The 23,425-nt window shown below is 38.4% G+C and carries 24 protein-coding genes; 7 read left to right on the forward strand and 17 right to left on the reverse strand.

Annotated elements, in window-relative coordinates:
* Positions 1-4: 4 nt before the first annotated feature.
* The 6 genes from NSS70_RS19990 to NSS70_RS20015 all read right to left on the reverse strand — a co-directional run bounded on the left by NSS70_RS19990 (position 5) and on the right by NSS70_RS20015 (position 6,133).
* Entirely contained in the window at positions 5-322 is a 318-nt protein-coding gene (locus NSS70_RS19990) for a PTS lactose/cellobiose transporter subunit IIA (protein WP_340882409.1), read from the reverse strand.
* A 77-nt stretch (positions 323-399) separates the two neighbouring features.
* Entirely contained in the window at positions 400-1,683 is a 1,284-nt protein-coding gene (gene celB, locus NSS70_RS19995) for a PTS cellobiose transporter subunit IIC (protein ID WP_340882411.1), read from the reverse strand.
* Between the two features lie 93 nt (positions 1,684-1,776).
* Entirely contained in the window at positions 1,777-2,085 is a 309-nt protein-coding gene (locus NSS70_RS20000; protein WP_340882413.1) for a PTS sugar transporter subunit IIB, read from the reverse strand.
* Between the two features lie 426 nt (positions 2,086-2,511).
* Entirely contained in the window at positions 2,512-4,344 is a 1,833-nt protein-coding gene (locus tag NSS70_RS20005; protein ID WP_340882415.1) for an Ig-like domain-containing protein, read from the reverse strand.
* 137 nt (positions 4,345-4,481) lie between these two features.
* Entirely contained in the window at positions 4,482-5,684 is a 1,203-nt protein-coding gene (locus NSS70_RS20010) for a transposase (protein ID WP_339192838.1), read from the reverse strand.
* A gap of 125 nt (positions 5,685-5,809) precedes the next feature.
* Positions 5,810-6,133 carry a hypothetical protein gene (locus NSS70_RS20015; protein ID WP_340882418.1) on the reverse strand — a complete coding sequence of 108 codons (324 nt, stop codon included), beginning with the start codon at positions 6,131-6,133 and terminating at the stop codon, positions 5,810-5,812.
* A 184-nt stretch (positions 6,134-6,317) separates the two neighbouring features.
* On the opposite strand from NSS70_RS20015, the gene NSS70_RS20020 reads away from it, so the two are divergent.
* On the forward strand, positions 6,318-7,196 hold the full coding sequence (locus NSS70_RS20020; RefSeq protein ID WP_327848482.1) for an IS982 family transposase: 879 nt from the start codon (positions 6,318-6,320) through the stop codon (positions 7,194-7,196).
* 211 nt (positions 7,197-7,407) lie between these two features.
* On the opposite strand, the gene NSS70_RS20025 is transcribed toward NSS70_RS20020, so the two are convergent.
* The 8 genes from NSS70_RS20025 to NSS70_RS20060 all read right to left on the reverse strand — a co-directional run bounded on the left by NSS70_RS20025 (position 7,408) and on the right by NSS70_RS20060 (position 12,891).
* Complete coding sequence (locus NSS70_RS20025) at positions 7,408-8,220, reverse strand: ATP-grasp domain-containing protein (RefSeq protein WP_340882420.1); 813 nt, start codon at positions 8,218-8,220, stop codon at positions 7,408-7,410.
* A gap of 369 nt (positions 8,221-8,589) precedes the next feature.
* The gene (locus NSS70_RS20030) at positions 8,590-9,039 is read right to left on the reverse strand and encodes an SgcJ/EcaC family oxidoreductase (protein WP_063389118.1); all 450 of its coding nucleotides are present in this window, start codon (positions 9,037-9,039) and stop codon (positions 8,590-8,592) included.
* A gap of 443 nt (positions 9,040-9,482) precedes the next feature.
* On the reverse strand, positions 9,483-10,028 hold the full coding sequence (locus NSS70_RS20035; RefSeq protein WP_063389119.1) for a hypothetical protein: 546 nt from the start codon (positions 10,026-10,028) through the stop codon (positions 9,483-9,485).
* A gap of 248 nt (positions 10,029-10,276) precedes the next feature.
* Positions 10,277-10,945: a GNAT family N-acetyltransferase gene (locus NSS70_RS20040; protein ID WP_232515623.1), complete on the reverse strand. Its 669-nt coding sequence runs from the start codon at positions 10,943-10,945 to the stop codon at positions 10,277-10,279.
* Complete coding sequence (locus NSS70_RS20045; protein WP_339229813.1) at positions 10,911-11,816, reverse strand: carbon-nitrogen hydrolase family protein; 906 nt, start codon at positions 11,814-11,816, stop codon at positions 10,911-10,913. The genes NSS70_RS20040 and NSS70_RS20045 overlap by 35 nt, the downstream gene beginning before the upstream one ends.
* A gap of 239 nt (positions 11,817-12,055) precedes the next feature.
* Positions 12,056-12,409, reverse strand: a complete 354-nt coding sequence (locus tag NSS70_RS20050) for a hypothetical protein (protein WP_066251453.1) — start codon at positions 12,407-12,409, stop codon at positions 12,056-12,058.
* A 6-nt stretch (positions 12,410-12,415) separates the two neighbouring features.
* Positions 12,416-12,739: a hypothetical protein gene (locus NSS70_RS20055; protein ID WP_327873542.1), complete on the reverse strand. Its 324-nt coding sequence runs from the start codon at positions 12,737-12,739 to the stop codon at positions 12,416-12,418.
* Positions 12,694-12,891, reverse strand: coding sequence for a hypothetical protein (locus tag NSS70_RS20060; protein WP_327873541.1), 198 nt, complete (start codon positions 12,889-12,891; stop codon positions 12,694-12,696). The genes NSS70_RS20055 and NSS70_RS20060 overlap by 46 nt, the downstream gene beginning before the upstream one ends.
* A 379-nt stretch (positions 12,892-13,270) precedes the next feature.
* Between NSS70_RS20060 and NSS70_RS20065 the strand changes: the two genes are divergently transcribed.
* From NSS70_RS20065 to NSS70_RS20080, 4 genes are all read left to right on the forward strand, one after another.
* Complete coding sequence (locus tag NSS70_RS20065) at positions 13,271-13,966, forward strand: response regulator transcription factor (RefSeq protein ID WP_339195863.1); 696 nt, start codon at positions 13,271-13,273, stop codon at positions 13,964-13,966.
* Complete coding sequence (locus NSS70_RS20070; protein WP_063389122.1) at positions 13,959-14,963, forward strand: sensor histidine kinase; 1,005 nt, start codon at positions 13,959-13,961, stop codon at positions 14,961-14,963. Before NSS70_RS20065 ends, NSS70_RS20070 begins: the two co-directional genes overlap by 8 nt.
* Positions 14,964-15,057: 94 nt before the next feature.
* Positions 15,058-15,819, forward strand: coding sequence for an ABC transporter ATP-binding protein (locus tag NSS70_RS20075; protein ID WP_339193663.1), 762 nt, complete (start codon positions 15,058-15,060; stop codon positions 15,817-15,819).
* Positions 15,809-17,731 carry an ABC transporter permease gene (locus tag NSS70_RS20080; RefSeq protein WP_340882422.1) on the forward strand — a complete coding sequence of 641 codons (1,923 nt, stop codon included), beginning with the start codon at positions 15,809-15,811 and terminating at the stop codon, positions 17,729-17,731. Before NSS70_RS20075 ends, NSS70_RS20080 begins: the two co-directional genes overlap by 11 nt.
* Positions 17,732-17,971: 240 nt before the next feature.
* Here the strand turns inward: NSS70_RS20080 and NSS70_RS20085 are convergent, their stop codons facing one another.
* Positions 17,972-18,601 carry an NAD(P)-dependent oxidoreductase gene (locus NSS70_RS20085; RefSeq protein WP_094244775.1) on the reverse strand — a complete coding sequence of 210 codons (630 nt, stop codon included), beginning with the start codon at positions 18,599-18,601 and terminating at the stop codon, positions 17,972-17,974.
* Between the two features lie 184 nt (positions 18,602-18,785).
* Here NSS70_RS20085 and NSS70_RS20090 point away from each other — a divergent pair, with 184 nt between their 5' ends.
* Complete coding sequence (locus tag NSS70_RS20090; protein WP_327873539.1) at positions 18,786-19,196, forward strand: Rrf2 family transcriptional regulator; 411 nt, start codon at positions 18,786-18,788, stop codon at positions 19,194-19,196.
* Positions 19,197-19,335: 139 nt separating this feature from the next.
* On the opposite strand, the gene NSS70_RS20095 is transcribed toward NSS70_RS20090, so the two are convergent.
* Together NSS70_RS20095 and NSS70_RS20100 are read right to left on the reverse strand one after the other, a co-directional pair.
* Complete coding sequence (locus tag NSS70_RS20095) at positions 19,336-20,265, reverse strand: response regulator (RefSeq protein ID WP_339193666.1); 930 nt, start codon at positions 20,263-20,265, stop codon at positions 19,336-19,338.
* A gap of 4 nt (positions 20,266-20,269) precedes the next feature.
* Positions 20,270-21,577 carry a sensor histidine kinase gene (locus tag NSS70_RS20100; protein WP_082829613.1) on the reverse strand — a complete coding sequence of 436 codons (1,308 nt, stop codon included), beginning with the start codon at positions 21,575-21,577 and terminating at the stop codon, positions 20,270-20,272.
* Positions 21,578-21,860: 283 nt separating this feature from the next.
* Here NSS70_RS20100 and NSS70_RS20105 point away from each other — a divergent pair, with 283 nt between their 5' ends.
* The gene (locus NSS70_RS20105) at positions 21,861-23,138 is read left to right on the forward strand and encodes a cation:dicarboxylate symporter family transporter (protein WP_066251467.1); all 1,278 of its coding nucleotides are present in this window, start codon (positions 21,861-21,863) and stop codon (positions 23,136-23,138) included.
* Positions 23,139-23,425 lie beyond the last annotated feature (287 nt).

Here is a 23,425-nt window from a genome sequence, read left to right on the forward strand (position 1 = left end):
TGTATTACCTCCCATTGTTTTTATTTCTGTATAGATCAATGAATTCGATTGCAAGGTCTCTAACAGTTATAGCTGTCATTAAATGATCCTGTGAATGGACTAAAATAGCATTCATTTTCGTCTCATTCCCGTTTGCTTCCTCTTGAAGGAGCTTTGTTTGAAATTTATGAGCTTTCCCAAGTTCAGCACTTGCTCCTTCTATCAGTTGATCAGCCTTTTCAAAATCCCCCTCTTTTGCTGCTTGAATGGCTTCCATGGCGCTGGATCTGCCATTTCCAGCATATAAAATAATTTGAAAAGCAATCTCTGTTATAGTATCCATGACCAGTCCTCCTGACATATTTGCTGGACATCATTTAAAATCACAGCACCTTTTTAGGGCCGATATCGTAATCTTTTTTAATCCGCTTGTTGTTTTTCCTCTTCGTAATATTTTTTATCAATGATTTTTAAGAACGGCCACCATATAGCCATTACAACCAGCAGATTAAAGATTTGTAATACAGCACCTCTCCATGAGTTGCCCGTTGCTAAAAAACCATTTAATCCAATTGGAGTTGTCCAAGGGACAATAATTCCAGCAGGTTTTGGTACTAATCCTGATGACATTGCAAAAAAAGTAATAATTGTTACAACAACAGGCGCAAGAATCCAAGGAATAATAACTAAAGGATTCATTATAATTGGAAGACCGAAGATAATTGGTTCATTAACATTGAAAATTCCAGCCGACCCTCCTAATTTTCCTAGCTCTTTTAGCTGTCTGCTACGCCCAATAAGAAAGATTAAAACCAAGATCGCTAATGTCATGCCGGTGCCACCCATACCGACTAAGAATGAATCAATAAATTGTTTTGTAATGACATTAGGAAGTTCTTCCCCAGATTGAAAGGCCTTTAAGTTTTCATCATTTAATGCGTACCAAATTGGATCGAATACGGAATTTACAATAATTTGTCCATGTAAACCGAAGAACCAAAAAACTTGAATAAGCAATACCGCAACAAGTGTAGCGATTAAACCGCTTCCTAGATTTGTTAAAGGTTGTTGCAAAATTGTATATATAAAATTTTGTACTGTTTCAAAAGGTGTATAGCTGAAAACAATACGGATGAATAAAAATACCGACAATGTTAGAGTGATTGGGATGAGTGCGCTAAATGATCTGGATACGGCGGCCGGGACGCCAGCCGGCATTTTAATGGCCCAATTCTTATTTACAAAAAATCGATAAAGTTCAGCGGATATAAACGCTGTTAATATTCCTAAAAACATCCCTTGTGCACCTAGGCTTACTGTTGGGATAACCCCCGATACACCTTCTAATGATTGCGGTGTTAAAATAAGGAATGCCGCTAATGCAACAACGCCACCATAGATCGCTTGTCCACCATAGTGTTCTGTTAATTTATAACCGATACCAATGATGACAAATAACCCCATTATACTAAGAGTAGCGGCAGATGCTGATCCTAGTGCATTTTGATATGCCGCATACGCATCTTCACTTAACAGCCTATCTAAAAACGGGAAGTTAGCGATTACAACAAATATAGACCCAAAAATAATTAGCGGTAATGCAACCATAAATCCATCTCGTAATGCAGTTAAATAACGGTTATTATTCAACTTATCTGCAATAGGCAATAGAATATTTTCTAAAACCTCTATAAACTTGTTCATGATTCCCCCTCCTCGTTGTTGTGCAAAAGAGGCACTCTAATACTCTTCAATTAATTGTATGCCACTAAGTTTTCAAAAGCTTGCAGCCTAAAATTATTTACCAATTAACTCCAGTGCTTTATTTAATACAGCTTCTCCGTCAATTCGGCCATAAGCAACGGGATCAATAACGTCCAAGGGAATTCCTTTTTCCTTTGCTAAAGCCTCAAACTTCTTTTTTAGAAATCGCATTTGCGGGCCAATTAAAAGGACGTCGGCTTTGTCCATTTCTTTTTGTGCTTGATCTTGAGCAACTGCCCAAATTTTGGCTTCAATCCCTTTATTTTTTGCAACTTCCTCCATTTTTGATACTAGTAAACTCGTTGACATTCCTGATGAACATGCTAATAAAATACGCTTCATATATGAATCCTCCCTATGTTTTCATTAAATAATAATTTTAATAGTTCAAATTATATTTTTATAATAAATAATAAACGTTTTCATCTAAACATATTGTTTTTCCTTTATATAGCGGAAATGAGTAATGCGCTTACAAATTATTTTTATTTTAGTTTAGAAAAATACTAAAAAGAAACATGATTACGAACAAATGAAAGTGAGCGTTTTACGTTTTCCATTTTGCGGTTTATTCCCCTTAACCTTTTGTGTTACGATACGTTAAGCCCATCTGTCCATGATGTCCAGAGGGGAATTACATAATTGATGGATTTGTTGCGGTACCGTCCGCATGGGCAATGGTAAATAAAGTATGTAAACTAATCTCTTTTCCGTTAAAAAAAGACTGCTTCCAAATCATTTGAAAGCAGTCTTTTTCCATATTTGCCGCTATTTCACTCTTATTACTCTTGTTCTGCTTTTATTGCCGGCTTTATCTTTGGCAAATACTTTCAATACCGTTCCTTTCCGTTGGGAAGGTATGTTGATTTTGAACTTCCCGTTGCTTGCCGCGGTTCCTTTCCCGATTTGTCTTGAACCTTTGTATAAGTAAACGGCGGCTCCTCTTTCCGCTTTACCTGTTATCGTTTTTGTTTTATAGGTGACCTTATTGACCACCGGCGTTCCCGGAAGAATTTTGTCCACCACTTTCACCGTTCTTGCCGCACTTATGTTCCCGGCTAAGTCTCTTGCATAGACCGAGATGCTTGTCCCTGCTTTTTGTTTCGCTATCCTAATGCTATAGCTGCCTTTGCTGTTCGCTCTCGCTGAGCCGATTTGCTTTGCATCAACTTTTGCATAGACCGTCGCATTCGCCTCTGTTTTCCCTCTGATCGCTGTCGAGTTATTGGCTATTGTATAGACGGTTGGAGCAGCCGGAGGGGTTTTATCCTTTACAGTTATGGTCACTTCCCTGCTTTGCAACTTATTTTGATTCTCTGCAAATATCGTCAATACTGTTCCTGCCCGCTGCTTTGGTACGCTGATTTTAAAAGTGCCGTCGCTGCCCGCTGTTGCTTTTCCTAAAAGGGTGTTCCCTTTTTTAACAATGACTATCAAACCTTTAGCTGCTTTTCCGGTTACGTTTACATCACGATCGCTTACTTCATTCACTACAGGCTTTTCAGGCGGCAAAGTCACCTTTCCATTTATAATGAATGTATAAGTAATATCTTTTCCTTTATCAGAAGGTTCCTTAAAGCCTGATGACAAATCCATTTGTTTAACGATCGCTCCACCGCCTCTTAAATAGGCCGAATGATCGCTGAAAAGCTTTGGCTGCAGGGCATTGAAATTAGGATCACCATTAAATCCATATAATCCTGAACGTTCTTTTAATAAAAGAGCGATGCGGAAATTTGTTAAAAACTTCCCGAAAGTCATATCAGAACGTATATATTTTTTTACCGCGTTTTCTACCGCCCGGTAATCATTGAAGCGATCTGCCAATATTTCTTTGAAAATACGATCTCCTTGACCAGTTTGTATTTTGACATACTGGCCAAATAAATAAGATAAAGAGTAGTTTGCTAAAGTATCTCCGTATTCATCCCAATACAATAATGAATGCCCGTTTGCGATAGAAGGTGAATAGTTATAATAATCTATTCTATCTGTCAAAACTTTTCCGGAGTATATTTGCTCAGCCGCCATCGCCAGTATTTCATCCAGCCAAACGTCCATGCCGTCCGAATCACCCTCAATGATTACATTCCGGTTCACATTTACCATGTGCTGAAACTCGTGCGCCAGTGTTTCATAAGCACGTGCAACATCTTTTGAATCCATGCCCATGGCAGGATACGTATCAATATAAAACAGCTCAGAATGATTGGAATGATAAACATCAAATAAATCGCCGGGGTAAAAATAACCGGCAATATATCCGCCAAACCCATCAAATCCGTCTTGTATATCAAAACATAAAATATGAATCTTTCCATCCCCGTCTACATCTGATTCATTGCCGAAATAATTAACAATCGTTGAATAAATACTGTCATCAAATTCTTTTCCTATTTTTTCAGCATCAGATAATGTAATTTCATTGTTATGAACCCAAACATTCGCTTTTTTTCCGCTATACATGAGCTCGGCATCTATTTGATAATCGAGCCCTGTGTCAAAATTAGTAACCCAAAACGTTTTTTTATCGCCGACTTGATAAGACGGCGCTATCGCAAAACGGCCCTTTTTTAATAATTTGTTTTTATATTTGAGCATTTTGCAAAATTAGATTTTTTGGATAAAAGTATAAAAAATAAAGCACTCGACAAATAGCTACCAGCATGTTATTTTACAAAATATTACAATAATCTTGTTTTCGGGCATACCTACAGAATTTTTCACATTGAATTTTTTTAAGCGGCTTTCTTCCCTTTATTTTCCTTTGCCATCGCTAGCGCTGAAACAAGTAATACAATAGCGTTCAGGTAAATATGGGTCTTTACTTTTTCAATTCCCCATACATGTAGGGAGTTCGCCGTAAGGTAGCTTTTCATTCTTGAATTACAGCGTTCTACACTTGTCCTCTCGTTGTAAAGCTCTTTCCAACGTTTTGTATCACGGTGCGGATTGGAATATCGGCGCACATCCTTTTTGATGTCGACTTTTACCACCATTCCATAGTTGGAAGATGAACAGGCTGCCATTCCTAATGGGCAATCCACTTTGCCGGTTGCGTGAGGACATCTGAACTTGAGCTGGTCCTTATCAGCTCCCCAATAAGTCATTTCATAACCCATGGAACAACGCGGAGTTCCATTGGAAGAAATCCCTTCAGGAGGCTCTTTTTCGTTGCGCAAATTGAGCGGGATAATGGCTTGCGCTCCAATGTTTTTGGCTGATTCATAGTTTTTTAGTTGGTCATATCCGCCATCCATGATCAGAAATTCAATTTTGGATTTGGTACGCTCTGCCACTTGCTCTATTAATTCTGGTGCGACTTCTCCATCGTTCACATGGGCAGGGGTTACTTTTATGGCTATTGGCAGTTCGCTTGCGGTATCGACTGAAAGATGCATCTTATAGCCAAACCAGGTAATTTTATTGCCGAAGGAATCATATTTTGCGCCCCAATTGGCATTACCCGTTTGTTCACTACGCTTTTTGGGCTGTTTCTTTTCATAGGCATCAATGGCGGCACTGTCGATGGCCTGGTGGCTGCCGTCAATTATTCCTTCCTCCTGAGCTAACTGTACCAAGTCAAGGAAGATCTTTTCAGCCAGCTTTTTTTTGGTAAGTGCCGCAAAAACCCGGCTGAGAGTGGAGATAGACGGTGCGGGGCGATCAATCGATAAACCGCATTGATAACGGAAACGAAGGTCTTTATCCAATCGATGATGAAGGGCGGTAAAGGTGTCGATGCCTTCGAGTGGGGCAGCGATGAGAGCTCTTAGAATCCCTTCTCTGGAATGACCGTCAGCCCCTCGGGGTGAAGAACTTCTCAACTGTTTAGCATAAGGGCGTAAATCAAGCGAGCTAAAAAAGATAGGTAATTTCTCTTTTGACTCTAATTTTTGCAGTTCTTCAAAGGAAAATAGGCTTTCTTGTAGAATATACAAAGTGACTTCCTCCTTTTGAATTTTTGTGGTTTCGTCACTTCAAAAATTCTACATTTTAGGGGTGAAGTCCTTTTTTATGTCTTTGAAATCCTTATGGCTCTTGGGTCAAAAAATATGCAAAATGCTCATTTATCAAAATTAAATGGTTTAACCGCATCTAACCGATAGTCCTCTAGATCTAAATTGGGATTCTTGGAATATTGGCGATCATTTACTTGAAATACGCCTGTGTATTGTTTTTGATAGACGTTAGTAGATTCATTGCTTATGACAACATAACCGCCAGAATTTGTTTCATTAAACAGACTTGACGACTTTGAAACGACAACATTTGAAGAATGACTTATACTGCCTGTCGACTCTTCTGCATAAACAGACGTCGGCAGATAAGCAAACAATCCCCCTGTGGCGATGAATAAAAGAGCGATGTATGTGATGACTTTTTTCAAGCAGCATTCCCCATTACATGGAAAGTTTGTAAAAAACTATGAGAAAATTGACTAACATAATAGAAAATAAGAGATATACATTAACCCGTGGTGCTAGATAAAATCTCGAGACATAAAAACAGCCCTTGCATGAGGATCTCCTTTAAAATGAAAGTGCGAACAAACATTCAAAAGGAGAAGTTCCATGCAAGAGCACTTTCATTTTACAATAAACCAAGCAAAAATTCAAAAGCAATATACCGCGATCTTATTCGTTGTATCAGCACAACTGTCTTGTATTCAGATGTATTTGCAACGTCGAAATCGTCATTTGTTGAAGCAAGAGGATGAGGTTATCATCGCCATTCACGTTCTTGGAAAATTGCTGGGTTTTACTTCGGAACGGGCTTGGCATCGATTTGTCATTGGAAACCTGTTCACCAAGGAAAAGTTCCTAGAGCGCTCTCGATACAACCGTCGATGCCGTTCTTTGCGTTGGGCGATCAAATGGATTCGTCACCAACTCGCCAAACGTGGACAACATCACGCTTATGCGGTAGTGGACAGCTTACCCATTGAACTCTGCCACCACGCACGAATGTATCGCGTCAAACGATTTCAAGGAATCGCAGATATTGGGTATTGTGCATCCAAAAAGATGGTTTACTATGGGTTTAAGCTTCATCTTCAGATTACCGACCAAGCGCTTCCGATGGGATATGTCCTGACCGAGGCATCCTGCCACGATCGGACAGCTGCGGAAACAGTGATGACTCAACTTCCTCATCCGTATACACTTGGCGACAAAGGATATGTGAGCCAAGCCCTGCAAAAGAAGCTGTACGATGAATACAAGATCGCTTTTTGGACGCCTGCCCGAAAAAATCAACGTGTGGTGCAATCAAAAGAATGGAAACAATGGATGAAACGAAAACGCAAAATCGTCGAAACCGCGTTCTCGGTTTTAGTGGATTCATTTCGGATCACGAAAATTCGCGCCAATTCGATCTCTGGATTTGAAACGGCGCTTGATGCCATTTTATTGGCCTATTCGCTCGTTGTTCTTGGGCTAGTTGAGCGTTGACGTTCAACTAGCACCATGGGTATACATTATTATAATAACAACAATACAAGGAAGACGCCCTAATCAAAATAAAAAAATTTTATACCAAATAGGTAAATTGCTAGCACCGTCCAGTGAAACGGCTGCTTTCTTTTTGTTTCTTCATTTTACAATACGAGCAATAAAATAGGTTCTATCAATCTTCTAAATGCAAATCTAGCAATTATTTATTTTAAATCACCTTTTTGGATGTTGTCGGCGATGTTGGAAAAGGAGGAACAAATTCGCTTTGCAAATAGTCATAGATTGCTTTTTCTACAGATAATCCCCTTTCGGCAATGCCTTGATTGCCAAAAAGAACATTAAACTCGAGAATATAAAGATGCCCTCCGCTTATTAGCACATCAAAGCCGGCATGATTAATATTCAATTGTTTTGAGACATTCAACACAAGCTCGCAAGCCTCTTGCGGTATAAAATCAAAACAGAGGCTGCCTCCTTGGGCAACATTGTGGAGAAACTCCCCTTCCGCCCCAACCCGCCAATAGGCGGTGAAAATATCTTTTCCAATGACACAAATGCGTAAATCTTTTCCGTCGTTTTCTAAATATTCTTGTACGTACAAAACATCATTTTGATTAGCATATTGATAAAAATCATACTCATTTTTTATTAAAAAAGTCCCCTGCCCCATTGAATTCCGGGCTTCCTTTGCAACAAATGGGAATGGGAACGTTTCTAATACTTTTTCGATATTGCTTGGGGTGCTCGCCAATATTTCCGTATATGGAACATGCTCTGGCGCCACCGTCCACAGCGCTCTCGTCATTTCCACCTTGCTGAAGCCCAATTGCAAAGATTCAATGCTCGGAAAAATTTTTTTCTTTAATCCGTATACAAGAGCAGGGGCTTGCCACGTTTCAGGAAAAAGAACAATATCCGCTTGTCGAATGGTTTCTAATTCTTTAAACATATTATCAGGTTTTATATAGTGAACACCTGGAATTCCGATAGTCCGGTATGCATTAAAAGAAACCATTTCCATAAATATGCGACCACACTCCAAAACATATAGCGATTTTCTAAATAAATAATAGAATCTTCATGAAATTTTCGCAAATACTATTTTATATTTTACCCTGTTCGGTGCCGTGAGAAATTTTGTGCGATGCATATGATAGATAGGTCGCGCTCTGAAATAAATTTAGAACGGAGAGAGGACCGTTTGAATGCAAAAAGAATGAATATACAGTTTATTTCAATCCTTATCAAAGAAACGCAATTTGTCTTTTAATCCTTGCTTTTTCGTGTTAAGGAGTTTTATTCGGACATTTGAATTAAGAAGATTTGCGATTTTCCTAATCTTCTTTTTGCATGAAAGTATATTTCACCATTCCCCTGAACAGGACATGGATTATTTAAGCAGCTGTCTTAACTCTTCGGTCATTTGTTCAACCAATTCAGGTCTGCCATGAAACTGGGCTGGAGTATTTTGAAAAAGTTGAATACGCCAAATTCCTTCCGTTTTCACTGCAACAAGTGTATGATGAGTGTTCACATCAGGATTTAAATCGGACTGGCCGTGAGGAACCATACCGGCAATCGCTCGTAAAATAGCGATATCAGGAGCTAGAAACCGGACATTTTTCACTTTGCTGACAAATTTAGCTGTCTGGTGGTGTTCAAAGACGGACTGGAGATGTGCGAATATTTCATCGCGTCCAATCGACTGACTGCCATCGAAACCAATGCTTTCGCCATCCTTAGTAAACAGATCCGTCATTCCGCTAGCAGTTCGATTGTTCCACGCATTGATTAGTTGCTGGTACAGCTCTTGAACTTCATTTATTTGAGAATTTTCCATCGTTTATCACTCCGAAATGTAATTCTTTGTTCTATGATAGCCAATCAACTGAAAAATTATTTTTTATAAAATGTTGCCGATTTAATATTTACGTGCAGTTTTTTCTTTTGAAACCTCTGCTTTGAAACGCTGAGACGAATGATCAAAAGCATTTTTTATAGAAGCTTGACAGCGTATAATACTTCAAAATGAAAATTTTCTTCTTTTTTCACTTCAAACGGCATTTATTTGATGTGCAATCACTTTAAAAGGGCATTATTTTTCCTTCTGTTATTGTAAGAATATGTTTGTTCTTCAATTAATCTGTTGGAGATGAATGCCTGAGACAGTCTGCAAATACCTTCCGATCCTCTAAAGCCACTACTATAATCAGCAAACAATCATTCTTTCAATCATATTGCCATTTATTTACTGGGAGTGTTGCTACTGACGGCTCTTTTTTTCTATTTCCATACTGCTGCATATTTTTTTTGATATTTCGGATCTTCTTCCTTTTCAATTAAATCGAAGGCAAGCTGCTTGATCGCTTCATCCTGCACTTTATCATACAAGTTTCGCAGCCCTTGAATAATATCGAACCGAATAAGTGTCGCATGTTTTTCGTCAACACAGTTGTCAAACCGAGCTGCCAAATGACGGATAACCATCTCTTTTTGCTTTTCCCCAGCTAAACCAATCCTCCAAATAGCCTGCAAACTATGTCTGGCAGTTACAAACTTTTTATCATAGGTTACTTCCCAAACTTGAGGAAAATCCTCCAACATTCGCTGTTCGGGATCGCTGATCGCTAAGCGGCTTAAAAACTGAGCAGCACGCGAGCGCTTATGAGGGTCTTTACTTGTCAGCTCTTCCTTCAGCTGATCCCATACTTCATACGCCCAATCGACTTCTTCTTCAGTGATCTTCATAATGCTGCTGTACGCTTCGTACTGCGCATTTTTATCACTTGACTGCAATTCCGCAAAATAATGCTTCGTTCGTTCATCCACTATTTATCGCCCCAGTCATGCCTTATTATGTTTGATTTTACCTTAGGCAAAAGTGAATAGGCAATGGCTGCAATATGTAAATACCGAACGATCATATCGGAGGTACAGATCCAAAAAGCCGAAGTTTGATATGGAAACTGGCTCATATTCCATGTGAAAGCAAGTTTAAAATATTAGCAGAGAGCGAGCATGAAAAAAAAGCCGCTGTATCACCAATAATTGGCGTTCAAGCAGCTTTTTTCAATTACTTATTTAAACGGATTTTTCCATTCCATTAGAACAGCATAGTTACGGGATTCCTCATCCTCCAAATAATTAGCCACAATTCCAAGAGGCGTCCGTCCGCAACGGAGGAGAAATGAAATAACCGGGTCTTTTAAATCTCCGCTGACGACAGCATCGACATATTGTTCAGCTGACATCTCATCCGCATATTTATAATATCCCGGCATTCTGCCGCCGCCGAGCAAGCGATCCAATCCTTTATGGACAACTACTTCGTACATTGATTGCATAAGCCATTTTCCTAAATCCAGCTTTCTGTGGGACGGACGGATGCAAATATCCACAACATATAAAGTGTTGCCATTCGGATCATGGTTACGGATATAGCCGTTGTCCGTTATCTCTTCCCAAGTATGATCAGGATGGGCGGGATCAAAATTCACGATTAAAGATGTCATCGATCCTGCTAACGTTCCTTCTACCTCAACACATAAAGCGCCTTCCTGAAACAATGTCACGTGATTCGTTAATTGCTCTTTATTCCACCAAAGTTCTGATGGAAAAGGCGGCGGAAAGCTTTCCTTTTGAATTTCAATTAATTCATCAAAATCTGCTTCATTATAATTCCTTATCACCACTTCGACATTGCGGCCTTGATTATTCAGATAAAATCTCTTTCTGTAACGGCTCATCTCCATTCCCCTTTCGTCCATGAACACTTAAATCAGGATACAAATCAAAACGGCGGTCTCTCCAAGTGGTGACAGATCCGTTTTCTCTCACTTTGTATAAGAGAGATAAATCAAGATCCGCCGTAATAATCATATCGTGGTTTATTTCCCCCTCCATCAAAATCCCGTTTTTCGGAAATGGGACGTCGTTCGGAGTAATGACCGCTGCCTGGCCGAAATTTGCCCTCATAAAATCAACGGTAGGAAGCGAACCTACTGTTCCTGTTGTCACCACATAGATTTGATTTTCAATCGTTCTGGCGTGGCTTGTATACCGCACTCGTTGAAATCCGTGGCGGTCATCTGTACAAGACGGACAGAACACAACGTCAGCTCCCATTCCTCGTACAATTCGAACGATTTCTGGAAATTCGATATCATAACAAGTCAACATGGCAATTTTTCCTTTTTCGGTTTCAAATATTTGAACCGTTTCTCCGGGAGTCAAATGCCATTCTTTCACTTCCGTCGGCGTCAAGTGAAGCTTCGCTTGTTCAGCTATCCGGCCATCGGGATAAAATAAATGGGCTGTATTATACAATCGTCCCTCTTTTTCGATAATATGAGTGCCTCCAATAATATGCATGCCCGTTTCTTTAGCAAGCGATGTAAATAGTGAATAATATCGGTCCGTATAATGAGGTAAATTTTGAATCGTCTGCTTTTGATTCGGAATGGACAGCAATTGAGTCGTAAAAAATTCAGGAAAAAGAACAAAATCAGCATCAAACTCTTCTGCGGTTTTCACATAATGCGTTACTTGGTTTGCAAAATCTTCAAAACTCCCGATGGAATGAAGATGATATTGAACAGCAGATACACGTATTTTCATGTAGCCTCTTTCCCTTCATCATAATCTGTTCCCCGCTTATTACTGAACAAAGTATAACATAAAACCAGTTTATTTTAATTTAATTTGATTTTGTGTAAAGCATTTTGCTGGAACAAAAGAGAATACTTGAACTATTTATTTAGAAGTGAAATAATTCATTAAAAATTAACAGACAAAACGAAAACAAGCCGTTTGACTGCCGGTGATTTGGCGTTCAAGCGGCTTGTTTTATTCCATTTTTAAATGCTTTGCTCGTATTTGGCAATAAGTTCTTCGTTTTTTCCGACTAAACCGAGTTTAAATGCTTTTTGAATAATTTTTGCTACTTCTGCATTGAAAAATGGATCTCCACCATACCTCATCTTATCATCCAAAATTTTATTATGGAAATGAGACGTTTCTCTGGCTAAATCTTCATTTACAATTTTCCCTTCCTTTATTGCGTCCATAAATTCATAAAAATCCATTTTGCTGTTGTATTCTTCTCTTGTCTCGTTGCCATAAGGGCTGCCTGTTTCCAAATGTTTTTTGAACGGAGCTACAAGCGTCAATTGCGTATAAGCAGCAAAATATTGAGTTTCAGTAATATTCATATAAGATCACTCCCTAACAATTGTAAAATTTATGTGATCATAAAGTGTTTTATTTGAAAAATAATCTAACGCTGAAATGCTGATCGATTCTGTAGTCAATAGCCTCATAGGTATTTCATAATATTTGATCCACCCATACACAATTTTGTCAGATCCTGATAAAGGTTCATCCGCTAAAGGTTTACGAGTTTGAGAAGTAATATCCCTTCCACCATTATATATTCTAAGAAAGCCTGGACGCTCAGTACCTTCAACATAAATGGCAATTCTTATGTTTCTCCCTTTTAAAGGAGTGATTGCCGACAATTGATTTGTGAAATGATTTCCCATTCATTATCGTTTCCATCCGACGTAATACCAATTATCTGTAAATCCGTTAATGGTGGTGCGGATGCAGCTGAAGTTTTTGCAGGAAAGAATGCAAATACGAACGAAAATGATAGAACAGCCAGCGTAAAAATAACTCCGACAATTTTTTTCATAATAACCTCCTCCATATTTTATAAAATTTCCATTTTTTATATCGGTATAAACTGGAATATTTTTAATATAAAAACAAAATTTAACAATAAGTATTCTGACCTCACATCCGCCTTTAATAAACCTTTAAAACTCTTAAACGAGTTGAAAAACGGCTCATCGCAACATTAAACCGTTTCAATTACCTTGTAAAATCAATTATAATAAGGGCAAAGATCATTTTTTTCCCTCGGGAACAGCAATCTTCAGAAAGCCGGAAAATGATTTATACAATCAATTATAGAAAAATCGCAAAAAAACACCGCTATCCGCTCAATCATGCACAATATAGGACAGCGGGAAAGTCTAACAAACATAAGTGAAAAAAGTGTGGTGAAAGCATTGTTTAAAATTTTGCTCATTGAAGATGACACCACCCTGTTTCATGAAATAAAAGAACGGTTATTACAATGGTCTTATGATGTATACGGCATTACTGACTTTGGAAAAGTGATTGAAGAATTTACAGCCATCAAGCCTGATTTGGTCATCATTGATATTCAGCTGCCAAAGTTTGATGGATTTCATTGGTGCCGAATGATCCGCTCCCATTCCAACGTTCCGATTATTTTTTTATCATCGCGGGATCACCCGACCGATATGGTGATGTCAATGCAGCTTGGAGCGGATGATTTTATACAAAAGCCGTTTCATTTCGAGGTGCTTATCGCAAAAATACAAGCAATTCTCCGCCGAGTATACAACTATAATACAGAACGAATAAAGCTGAAGGCATGGTGCGGGGCGACGGTCGATTATGAGAACAATACGGTCACAAATGATAAAGGAACAATTGAACTAACTAAAAATGAACTATTGATATTAAAGCATTTGCTTGAGAAGAAAAACAAAATCGTCAGCCGGACAGAATTAATCAAAAGCCTGTGGGAGGATGAGCGCTTTGTCAGCGATAATACATTAACGGTCAATGTCAATCGTTTGCGAAAAAAATTGGATGAGCTCGGGTTGGGACGCTTTATTGAAACGAAAGTCGGCCAAGGCTACATGGCAAAGGAAGAGGCAGCCGTATATGATTAAAAAATATATTATTGAAAGAAAGAGCTGGATCCTTCTCTTTTTATTCATGCAGCTGTTTATCCTTTTTATTTCTTATCTTGATTCAACCATTTCATTAAAGTCCGTTCTCTATATTGTCTTTTTATTGATGATTATTTTTTTCATTTTTGTCATCATCCGCTACAATAAAGAAACAAAGTTTTATAAAAGCTTGGAAGGATGGGAAAACAGCCTTGATTTAACAAGTATAGCGAATGCTGAAAGCCCTTTTGAAAAAATGATTGAACAGCGGATAATAAACCAAACGAAGCTTTTGAAACAAGAGGCTTCGCAAAATCGAATTGCGCTCGAGCAGGAAAAAGATGAATTGCTGTCATGGATTCATGAAGTTAAAACACCGCTGACAGCGATGCATTTAATCATTGAACGATTAGATGATGAAGTTATCAAAGCACAATTGACATATGAATGGCTGCGCATTCATCTGCTGCTTGACCAGCAGCTTCATCAAAAACGGATTCCTTTCATGGAAAATGATTTATATATTGAAAATGTTGCACTGGAACCACTCATTTTCAAAGAGATAAAAGCTTTGCAATCATGGTGTATGCAAAAAGGAATTGGGTTTGAGGTCGAGCTAGAGGCTGCCGAAGTGCTAAGCGATGCGAAATGGCTCGCCTTTATCATGAGACAGCTGTTAACAAATGCGGTAAAATACAGCGATTCATCCGATATCATCATTCAAAGCTATCGGCAAAATGATCAAACAATGATCAAAGTGAAGGATTTTGGCCGTGGCATTGACCCGAAGGATCTGCCGCGCATTTTTGACAAAGGCTTCACATCCACGACCGCACATCAGGACAATGCCTCAACAGGCATGGGATTATACTTGGCGAAAAAAGCCGCCGAAACATTGCTGATAGATATTAAAGTAGAGTCAAAGCTTGGAGAAGGAACGACTGTTACCTTAACCTTTCCAAAGAAAAATGAATTTGTCCGCATTACAAGCATGTGACAATTTTGTCACATGCTTTTTCATTTTGTTCGCTGAATCGAAGGAAAAATACAAGAAGGACGATTATGATAAAAATATCAAGGAGGGACGCGATATGTATATTTTAGAGGCAACAAAAATTTACAAAAGCTATGGAAACAAATTTAATAAACAAGAAGTGTTAAAGGGATTGGACATTCGTGTAGAAAAGGGAGAATTCGTCAGCATCATGGGGCCATCCGGCTCAGGGAAAACGACATTGCTCAATGTTCTATCCTCAATTGATCAAGTCAGCCAAGGAACGATCAAAATAGAAGGAACAGACATTGTCGGCATGAAAGAAAAACAGCTGGCGGAATTCCGCAAAAGACATTTAGGATTCATCTTTCAAGAATACAATTTGCTCGATACACTGACAGTGAAGGAAAACGTCCTGCTGCCTTTATCCATTACAAAAACAGCAAAAAAAGAAGCGGAACAAAAATTCAATGAACTGGCAACAGAACTGGGCATTTATGAAATAAAGGATAAATATCCAAACGAAATTTCCGGCGGCCAAAAACAGCGCACCTCAGCAGCAAGGGCATTTATTCACGAGCCGAGCATTATCTTTGCCGACGAGCCAACAGGCGCCCTTGATTCAAAATCGGCATCTGATCTGTTAAACAAGCTGCAAGAATTAAATCAAAAACGAAAAGCCACCATTGTCATGGTCACCCACGATCCGGTCGCAGCCAGTTTCTCAAGCAGGGTCATTTTCATAAAAGACGGGCAAATTTATACCCAATTAAATAGAGGGGAAGAAACAAGACAAACGTTCTTCCAACATATTATGAAAACCCAAGGGGTATTAGGCGGGGTGCAACATGAACGTTAAGCAGCTGATATTCCGTAATTTGAAAAAAAATCTGAAAAACTACTATTTATATGTATTTGCCTTAATGTTTACAGTAGCCCTTTATTTCGCGTTTGTCACATTGCAATATGATCCGTCAATGGATGCAACAAAAGGGTCGATTAAAGGGGCTGCTGCCATTCGAACAGCATCCGTATTATTGATTGTCATTGTGACTGTCTTTCTCTTGTATGCCAATAACATCTTCATTAAACGGCGCAGTAAAGAAATTGGCTTGCTTCAATTAATCGGCATGACAAAAGGGAAAATATTCCGCATTCTTACGGCTGAGAATTTTATCATTTATTTCAGCTCATTATTCATTGGAGTCTTTATTGGATTTGCCAGCTCCAAATTATTCATTATGATTTTGTTTAAAATTACCGGCGTCAATGCCATTGCAACGCTTACTTTTTCACCTAATGCTTTGATCCAAACAGTGATCGTTTTTAGTGCGATTTATCTTTGTATCATGTTGTTGAATTACGTATTTATTAAAAAGCAGAACATTTTATCTTTATTTAAAGTTGCTTCCACTACAGAAGTAAAAAAAGTATCCCTGTTGGAAATGATTATCGGGATTCTCGGCATATTCTTCATCATTATAGGCTACTATATTTCGTCTAAGTTATTTGGCGGCGATTTTACTACGATGAATGAGCTATTCCTTGCGATGATCTTTATACTAGGATCTGTCATTATCGGAACCTATTTATTTTATAAAGGGTCTGTCAGCTTTATTTTTTATCTCATTAGAAAAAAGAAGGATGGTTATTTAAATATTCATGAGGTACTATCTCTTTCATCGATTATGTTCCGAATGAAGTCAAATGCTTTATTATTAACGATCATTACAACCGTCTCTGCTCTTGCCATCGGATTGTTATCTTTAAATTATATTTCCTACTATTCATCGGAAAAATCCGCTGAAAATTATGTCGCCGCCGATTTTGCTCTGACGAATGCGGAAGATGCAAAGCATTTTAAAGAAGCATTACATGCGCATCACATTCCATACAGTGAAAAAATGATTGATGTGATCCACGCAAACATCAATATGGAGAAAATATTAGATACAAAGCTGAAGGAATTGAAAGTTGACCCGGCATCCATGCCTCTCCCAATCATTAGTGACGACGATGTAGAAAAGATCAATCTGTCTCCAGATGAAACTCTTTTTGCAGGGTATAACGATATGATGCAGAAGTTTATGCCGCTGAAAAGTTCCGGTCAAATCGAATTAAAAGGCCGGCACGAAGTCATACCGCAAAAATATTTAGGTTTACAAAAGGAATACTACATTTCCTATTTTTTCACAGGCGGCGGCCTGCCTGTTGCCATTGTCGACGAAACGATATTTGACCGTTTACAAAAGGACATGGACATGAAACCGTCTGTTCATATAGGAATTGATATTCAAGATGAAGCTAAAATACAGGAAGCTAATGAAATCTTTCAAAAAACGACGTTTAGCGGCAATCATGATTCACGGCTCGCCATGAGCAGTAATCAAAAACGATCTATGGGGCTCAGCATGTTTATTGTCGGCTTTTTAGGTTTAACTTTTCTGATTACATCCGGCTGCATTCTTTATTTCAAACAAATGGATGAGAGCGAAGATGAAAAGCTAAATTATACCATTTTAAGAAAACTCGGCTTCACACAAGGCGACTTGCTCAAAGGAGTTCAAGCCAAACAAGCTTTTAATTTTGGGATTCCTTTGATCATCGGACTTTTCCACAGCTACTTTGCCGTTCAATCAGGATGGTTTTTATTCGGCACAGAGCTCTGGACGCCAATGATTCTCGTCATGCTGCTATATACAGCTTTGTATTCGATTTTCGGCTTTCTCTCCGTACTTTATTATAAAAAAGTAATAAAAGCGGCTCTTTAATATTAAGGAACTGTCCAAAAAGTCAGTATAAGTTGACTTTTGGGAACCCCCTCTTTATTTTTAAAAAAACCGCCCGTGTGAAAAACGGGTAGTTTGTTCAACTTTATAGAAAAATATAAGCCTCAGCTCCCCACAGGGTGTCTGAGGCTTATATTTCATTATATGAATAACCCCCGAAATCCTCCCAAATCTCAAGCCGTAAAAAAATAAGAAAATCTGCACCGCTCGGCAATCAAGCTTTTATTTGGATACGACGGAAAAACGTTTATTAATGTGCTTACGGTTTTCAATTTCATCTACAAGTGCTATCGCATAGTCTCTATAACTGATGTAGCTTTGACCTTCAGAGTTGACAGCAAGCACATCGCCTGAAACTTTATATTCACCTGTGCGCGGACCTTGCGGATCAAAAAATGCAGCTGGGCTAATATAAGTCCATTGAATCCCTTCAGAGTTTTCAAGATCTTGCAAATTTTGAGCTGAGCTTTTCGCTACCGGCAAATATTCTTTCGGAAAATCCGGTGTGTCAAAGAGGCGGGTTGTTTTCGCTTCATCGACAAACAGGCTGCCCGCTCCGCCTACAACAATAAGCCGCGTATTAGGCGCTCCTTTCAAGGCATTGATTAATACTTTTCCTGCCTCCACATGTTTATGCTCTTCACCAGGTGCAGTGCCAAATGCATTTACAACAACATCAAAATCTTTTATATCCTCTGATGTAATATCGAAAATATCCTTTTCAACAGCTGGTACATCAGTCACTTTAGAAGCATTGCGGACAATAGCCGTAACATCATGTCCTCGTTCCTTTGCTTCCTTTACTATTAAACTTCCTGCTTTTCCCGTTGCACCAATAACGGCAATTTTCATTAACAATTTTCCTCCCTTTATGTAACTAATTCAGTTACAAATTATATGTAACTATTATAGTTACAAATATAAATCCCTGTCAACTTATTGATTGAAGCTGTCATCCGGAAATCATTGCCTGCCAACCTGTTTGACAAAATTTCAAATTTGTCACTAAAATAGTGACAAATGGTGGTGGAAACTTATGATTAACAGCCGTTTAGCAGTGGCGATTCATATTATGATCTTAATAGCATCAAATCCCCTTGAGCATGTGTCTTCAGAATTTATTGCCAAAAGCGTCAACACGAATCCTGTGGTGATCCGGCGAATTACAAGCATGCTCAAGAAAGCGGGACTATTAACTTCCCATGCCGGCAGAACCGGAGCAAAATTAACAAAAAACCCTGAAGACATAACACTTTTGGATATTTTTAAAGCGGTCGAACCGAAAGACGAATTATTCGCCATTCACGAAAATCCGAACCCCAATTGTCCCGTTGGAAAAAACATTCAATCCGCCCTGGACAGCACATTTACGCGCGTTCAAAAAGCGATGGAAGACGAGCTGGCCAGCCAATCCCTAAAAGACGTAATGGGCCATTTCTTACAATAAGAATGGCCCATAAAAAATGAAGTGGTAGTTATTTCCTCTTTTTCGGCACTTATGACCGTTTCGCTGTTTTGAATAAGGTGAATGATTCATTTTTACTTTCATAAGTTTGCACGCATGCAGGGAATCTTTGAAATCGATTTTATTCCTCCATCAAGTGCTTGATTTCAAAATAAAAAGCATGGATAAATTTTTTCGTATTGATTCGTATAGACGATGCAGCTGCAGGCCGATCGGCTTTTAATTCCTCCATTTTTTGACGAACAGCAGTGAAATCAAAAAATTTGGATGAGTAATTTTCAAACTTTGGATGGATGAAGTCTGTGAGCCCAAGTGACGCTAAGTTGTTCAAGGAATGATAGATCGCCCTCCGCACACGTTGTTCAGACGCTTTAATTTCCCTTTTCAGCTCCTCTTCACTGGCTGCTTCTCCAAGCTTCTTCAACGCAATATTTCTAAATATCTCCTTTAATGAAGGAAATCCGCCGGCAAATGTTTTCTCTTGTTCGTAATCATATAAAAACTGCATGATTTCAATGAGATCTTTACTGCCGCTTTCTCCGGCAATGCCTAGTTCTGAAAGGAGGAATCGTGCACTGGCAGAAAGAGAATTTTCTTTATAAGGATTTACATTTTGCTTTAGAAGATGATCAACGTTCATAACACTATATAAAGAGTGATGGATATCCTGAATGGTTTTTTCCAAACGTATATGACCCATCACCTTCTTTAAGATTGACAATACTTCAATTTTATTAATCGGCTTCGTTATATAGTTTTCGATTCCGTATTCATAAGCTTGGCCGATCATATCCTTTGATTCCACCTGCGATATCATAACAATTTTTCCTTTAAAAATCGGCTTGATTTTCTTAATCGTTTCAATGCCGTCCTGAACGGGCATTAACAGGTCAACTAATAAAATATCGACTTTCTTCAAATTTAAAAATTCACCGCTAACATCAGCACCGTCTGCTGCTTCGCCGACGACCTCACCAAGTTCCTCGTCTTCAATGATATGCCATAGCATAGTACGAATTGACTCATCGTCATCTATTATAAAAAACCTCATAAAATCACCTTTTTTGGGTTAAATTTCCAATTGGCAGACGAACGATAAATGTTGCCCCTTTGCTATCTTCCTGATGCGCAATCATTACTTCCCCGTTAAGCTTTTCTGCCAATTCTTTCACATATGAAAGCCCAATACCTGTTGATGAATTGCCCGTGCTGTCGAATTTCAAGGTGAATCCTGGTTTAAAAATAATATCTTTATATTGATCGGGAATTCCGGGACCATCATCATGAACGCGTATTTGGAGCCAATCATTTTCCCGCTCCACTGCAATCTCAATGCTGCCAGTTCCTTTGATGGCCTCCACTGCGTTAGCGACAAGGTTATTCACAATGGAAATAAACGTATACACATGATACTCAGGATGTGACCCATTATATGCAATACTGAATTCAATGTTTTTCCCCAACAGCTCAGCATACTTCTCATGTGTTCGAACAATGATTGATAAAAGTGATCGGACATCTAAATAATCAAGGGAGCTTTCTTCTGAAATTACTTTTGAAAGTCCAGACAAAATGCGTTGATTATCTTTTTTGATCTCATGAACCTCGCCGGCAATCCTCAAGGCATGCCGTGAAAGCTCCTCCAGCGACAGCCTTTTCTTCCCTTTCCTGATCTCCTGCAATTTTTGATACAGGTTGTAAGATTGCCTCGTAATTTCCTCAGCATCTTGAACGGATTTTTTTAATAGCACCGACTCTTCGTAAAGGTTCGATACAAGCATGATCATATGTTCATTGCGTTTTTGAATTTCCGCTTCCCTTAGCTTAGATTCATGCAATTTTATCATACTAAATAAACCGATCACAAAAAAACTTCGGAATATGGCAATAATCATAATTTTATTAAAGGCATCTAAAGTCATTACCGTTCCAATCATAATATTTTCAGCGAGTAGCTCGACAATCCCGGCTGCCAATTCTATCACAATCCCCAAAAGGCCGATCACCCATGGTCGATTGTAAAATCGGTGAATTCTTAAAACAGAAAAAACAAGCGCATACGTGAAGTAATAGAAAAAATAAGGGGAATTTGTATGAATGGAAGCCATCCAATCAACAGATGTAAGGGATATCAAATCGAGAAGAACCCGAAATGTCACAATTGATAAGCCTGCAAGAACACCACATATAACAGCTGGTACCTTTCTCAGCCACAATAAAAAAATAAACAATGTTGGAGGTCCAAAACTCACCCGATAAACTTCATTAAATGGATAAAATTTAATTTCGCCAGCGAGCGGAACCAAAATGATCATTGCAACCAATAATTGAAGTTCTTTTTTTTCAAGAGAGTGCAAGTTCAATATTACCACAACCTTGTTATAATGGTTCCTCTTAAAAAATTGAATAAAAGTTAGAATTTTAAAAACGAAGTAAATAATCAATTTGTAGAATTTTGTAGATTTATCGTCTGATCTTGTAGTTTCAATTTTAAATTAGATGAGATAACTCGTAAGCGCTCTCGCAAACAACTCTACTAATTATTATAGCTTATTATTTCGACGAGTAATCATTTAAAAGATAATGATAATCAATTTTGTCATCCATTCGTTTTGGAGGCAATTATAAAAGAAAAGAGGTGCTATGATGAAAAGAATAAGCTTGGCTTGGCAAATTTTAATAGGTCTTGTACTAGGTATTGTTGTTGGTACTATTTTTTATGGTAACCCAGATGTTGCGAAATTTTTGCAGCCAATTGGGGATATATTTTTACGATTAATTAAAATGATCGTCATTCCAATTGTTATTTCCAGCTTAATTGTCGGTATTGCAAGTGTAGGTGATACAAAAAAGCTCGGAAAGCTTGGCGGAAAAACAATTTTGTATTTTGAAATTATTACAACTGTCGCCATTATTGTCGGACTTTTAGCAGCTAACATTTTTCAGCCTGGTTCCGGCGTCGATATGAGCTCATTAGAGAAAACAGATATTCATAGTTATGTCGATACGGCAGAAGCAGTTGAAAGCCACGGAATAGCTGATACATTTGTCAACATTGTTCCACCAAACATTTTCCAGGCATTTGTTGAAGGAAATATGCTGGCGATCATTTTCTTCTCTGTATTTTTCGGACTTGGAGTCACAGCCATCGGAGAGCGTGGAAAACCGATCATTGCCTTTTTCCAAGGTACAGCTGAAACGATGTTCTGGGTGACGAACCAAGTGATGAAATTTGCACCATTTGGTGTGTTTGCCCTTATCGGTGTGACTGTGTCTAAATTCGGTATCGAATCATTGGTGCCGTTGGGTAAATTAGTAATTGTCGGCTATGGAACAATGTTATTCTTCGTTGTCGTCGTTCTTGGATTTGTTGCAAAATTAGTCGGTCTAAACATTTTTCACATCATCCGTTTACTTAAAGAAGAGCTTATCCTTGCCTATTCAACCTCAAGCTCAGAAACAGTTATGCCAAGAATAATGGAGAAAATGGAGAAATTTGGATGCCCAAAATCCATTACAGCATTTGTCATTCCAACAGGTTATTCCTTTAACTTAGATGGTTCAACCCTATACCAAGCATTAGCAGCACTGTTTATAGCACAAATGTATGGCATTGATTTGTCCATCGCTGATCAAATTTCATTGGTGCTAGTATTAATGTTGACCTCAAAAGGAATTGCAGGCGTTCCAGGCGTTTCATTTGTTGTATTGTTGGCTACGCTGGGAGCAGTAGGCATCCCGCCTGAAGGTCTTGCATTTATCGCAGGTATTGACCGTATTCTCGATATGGCTAGAACAGTGGTCAATGTCATTGGAAATTCATTAGCCGCTGTCGTTATGTCTAAATGGGAAGGTCAGTTCGATGTTGAAAAAGCTATTTCATATATCAATTCTTTTAAAAATAATAAGCAATCCGCAGCTTAATATAACCGATATAATTCCAAAAACTTTGCAATCAAAAAGCCGGAGTGGTTATGATACCATTCCGGCTTTTGCTATAGATTGAAGATAATGATTTCAACAGCTTTGTTAGATTCATTCGTAAAAGATGATACTTCTGATCTTGATCGTTTTCTACATAGTTAAACGTTAAGAAAAAACAGAGCGTATTTTCCATCATTTCTGTCATTTCCTATTATTTCTTTATCTTTGTTTGTTCCAAAGTGCAATTCTTTCCCAAAAAGCTTTTCGCATGTAGAATGATTTTTCAC

This window comes from Aeribacillus sp. FSL K6-2848, assembly GCF_038004325.1.
GTDB lineage: Bacteria > Bacillota > Bacilli > Bacillales > Aeribacillaceae > Aeribacillus > Aeribacillus composti.

Coding starts and splice junctions, on each gene's coding strand:
- NSS70_RS19990 (WP_340882409.1), bottom strand. CDS start 322: ATGGATACTATAACAGAGATTGCTTTTCAAATTATTTTATATGCTGGA.
- celB (WP_340882411.1), bottom strand. CDS start 1,683: ATGAACAAGTTTATAGAGGTTTTAGAAAATATTCTATTGCCTATTGCA.
- NSS70_RS20000 (WP_340882413.1), bottom strand. CDS start 2,085: ATGAAGCGTATTTTATTAGCATGTTCATCAGGAATGTCAACGAGTTTA.
- NSS70_RS20005 (WP_340882415.1), bottom strand. CDS start 4,344: ATGCTCAAATATAAAAACAAATTATTAAAAAAGGGCCGTTTTGCGATA.
- NSS70_RS20020 (WP_327848482.1), top strand. CDS start 6,318: ATGCAAGAGCACTTTCATTTTACAATAAACCAAGCAAAAATTCAAAAG.
- NSS70_RS20025 (WP_340882420.1), bottom strand. CDS start 8,220: ATGGAAATGGTTTCTTTTAATGCATACCGGACTATCGGAATTCCAGGT.
- NSS70_RS20030 (WP_063389118.1), bottom strand. CDS start 9,039: ATGGAAAATTCTCAAATAAATGAAGTTCAAGAGCTGTACCAGCAACTA.
- NSS70_RS20040 (WP_232515623.1), bottom strand. CDS start 10,945: ATGAGCCGTTACAGAAAGAGATTTTATCTGAATAATCAAGGCCGCAAT.
- NSS70_RS20045 (WP_339229813.1), bottom strand. CDS start 11,816: ATGAAAATACGTGTATCTGCTGTTCAATATCATCTTCATTCCATCGGG.
- NSS70_RS20050 (WP_066251453.1), bottom strand. CDS start 12,409: ATGAATATTACTGAAACTCAATATTTTGCTGCTTATACGCAATTGACG.
- NSS70_RS20055 (WP_327873542.1), bottom strand. CDS start 12,739: ATGGGAAATCATTTCACAAATCAATTGTCGGCAATCACTCCTTTAAAA.
- NSS70_RS20060 (WP_327873541.1), bottom strand. CDS start 12,891: ATGAAAAAAATTGTCGGAGTTATTTTTACGCTGGCTGTTCTATCATTT.
- NSS70_RS20070 (WP_063389122.1), top strand. CDS start 13,959: ATGATTAAAAAATATATTATTGAAAGAAAGAGCTGGATCCTTCTCTTT.
- NSS70_RS20075 (WP_339193663.1), top strand. CDS start 15,058: ATGTATATTTTAGAGGCAACAAAAATTTACAAAAGCTATGGAAACAAA.
- NSS70_RS20080 (WP_340882422.1), top strand. CDS start 15,809: ATGAACGTTAAGCAGCTGATATTCCGTAATTTGAAAAAAAATCTGAAA.
- NSS70_RS20085 (WP_094244775.1), bottom strand. CDS start 18,601: ATGAAAATTGCCGTTATTGGTGCAACGGGAAAAGCAGGAAGTTTAATA.
- NSS70_RS20090 (WP_327873539.1), top strand. CDS start 18,786: ATGATTAACAGCCGTTTAGCAGTGGCGATTCATATTATGATCTTAATA.
- NSS70_RS20095 (WP_339193666.1), bottom strand. CDS start 20,265: ATGAGGTTTTTTATAATAGATGACGATGAGTCAATTCGTACTATGCTA.
- NSS70_RS20105 (WP_066251467.1), top strand. CDS start 21,861: ATGAAAAGAATAAGCTTGGCTTGGCAAATTTTAATAGGTCTTGTACTA.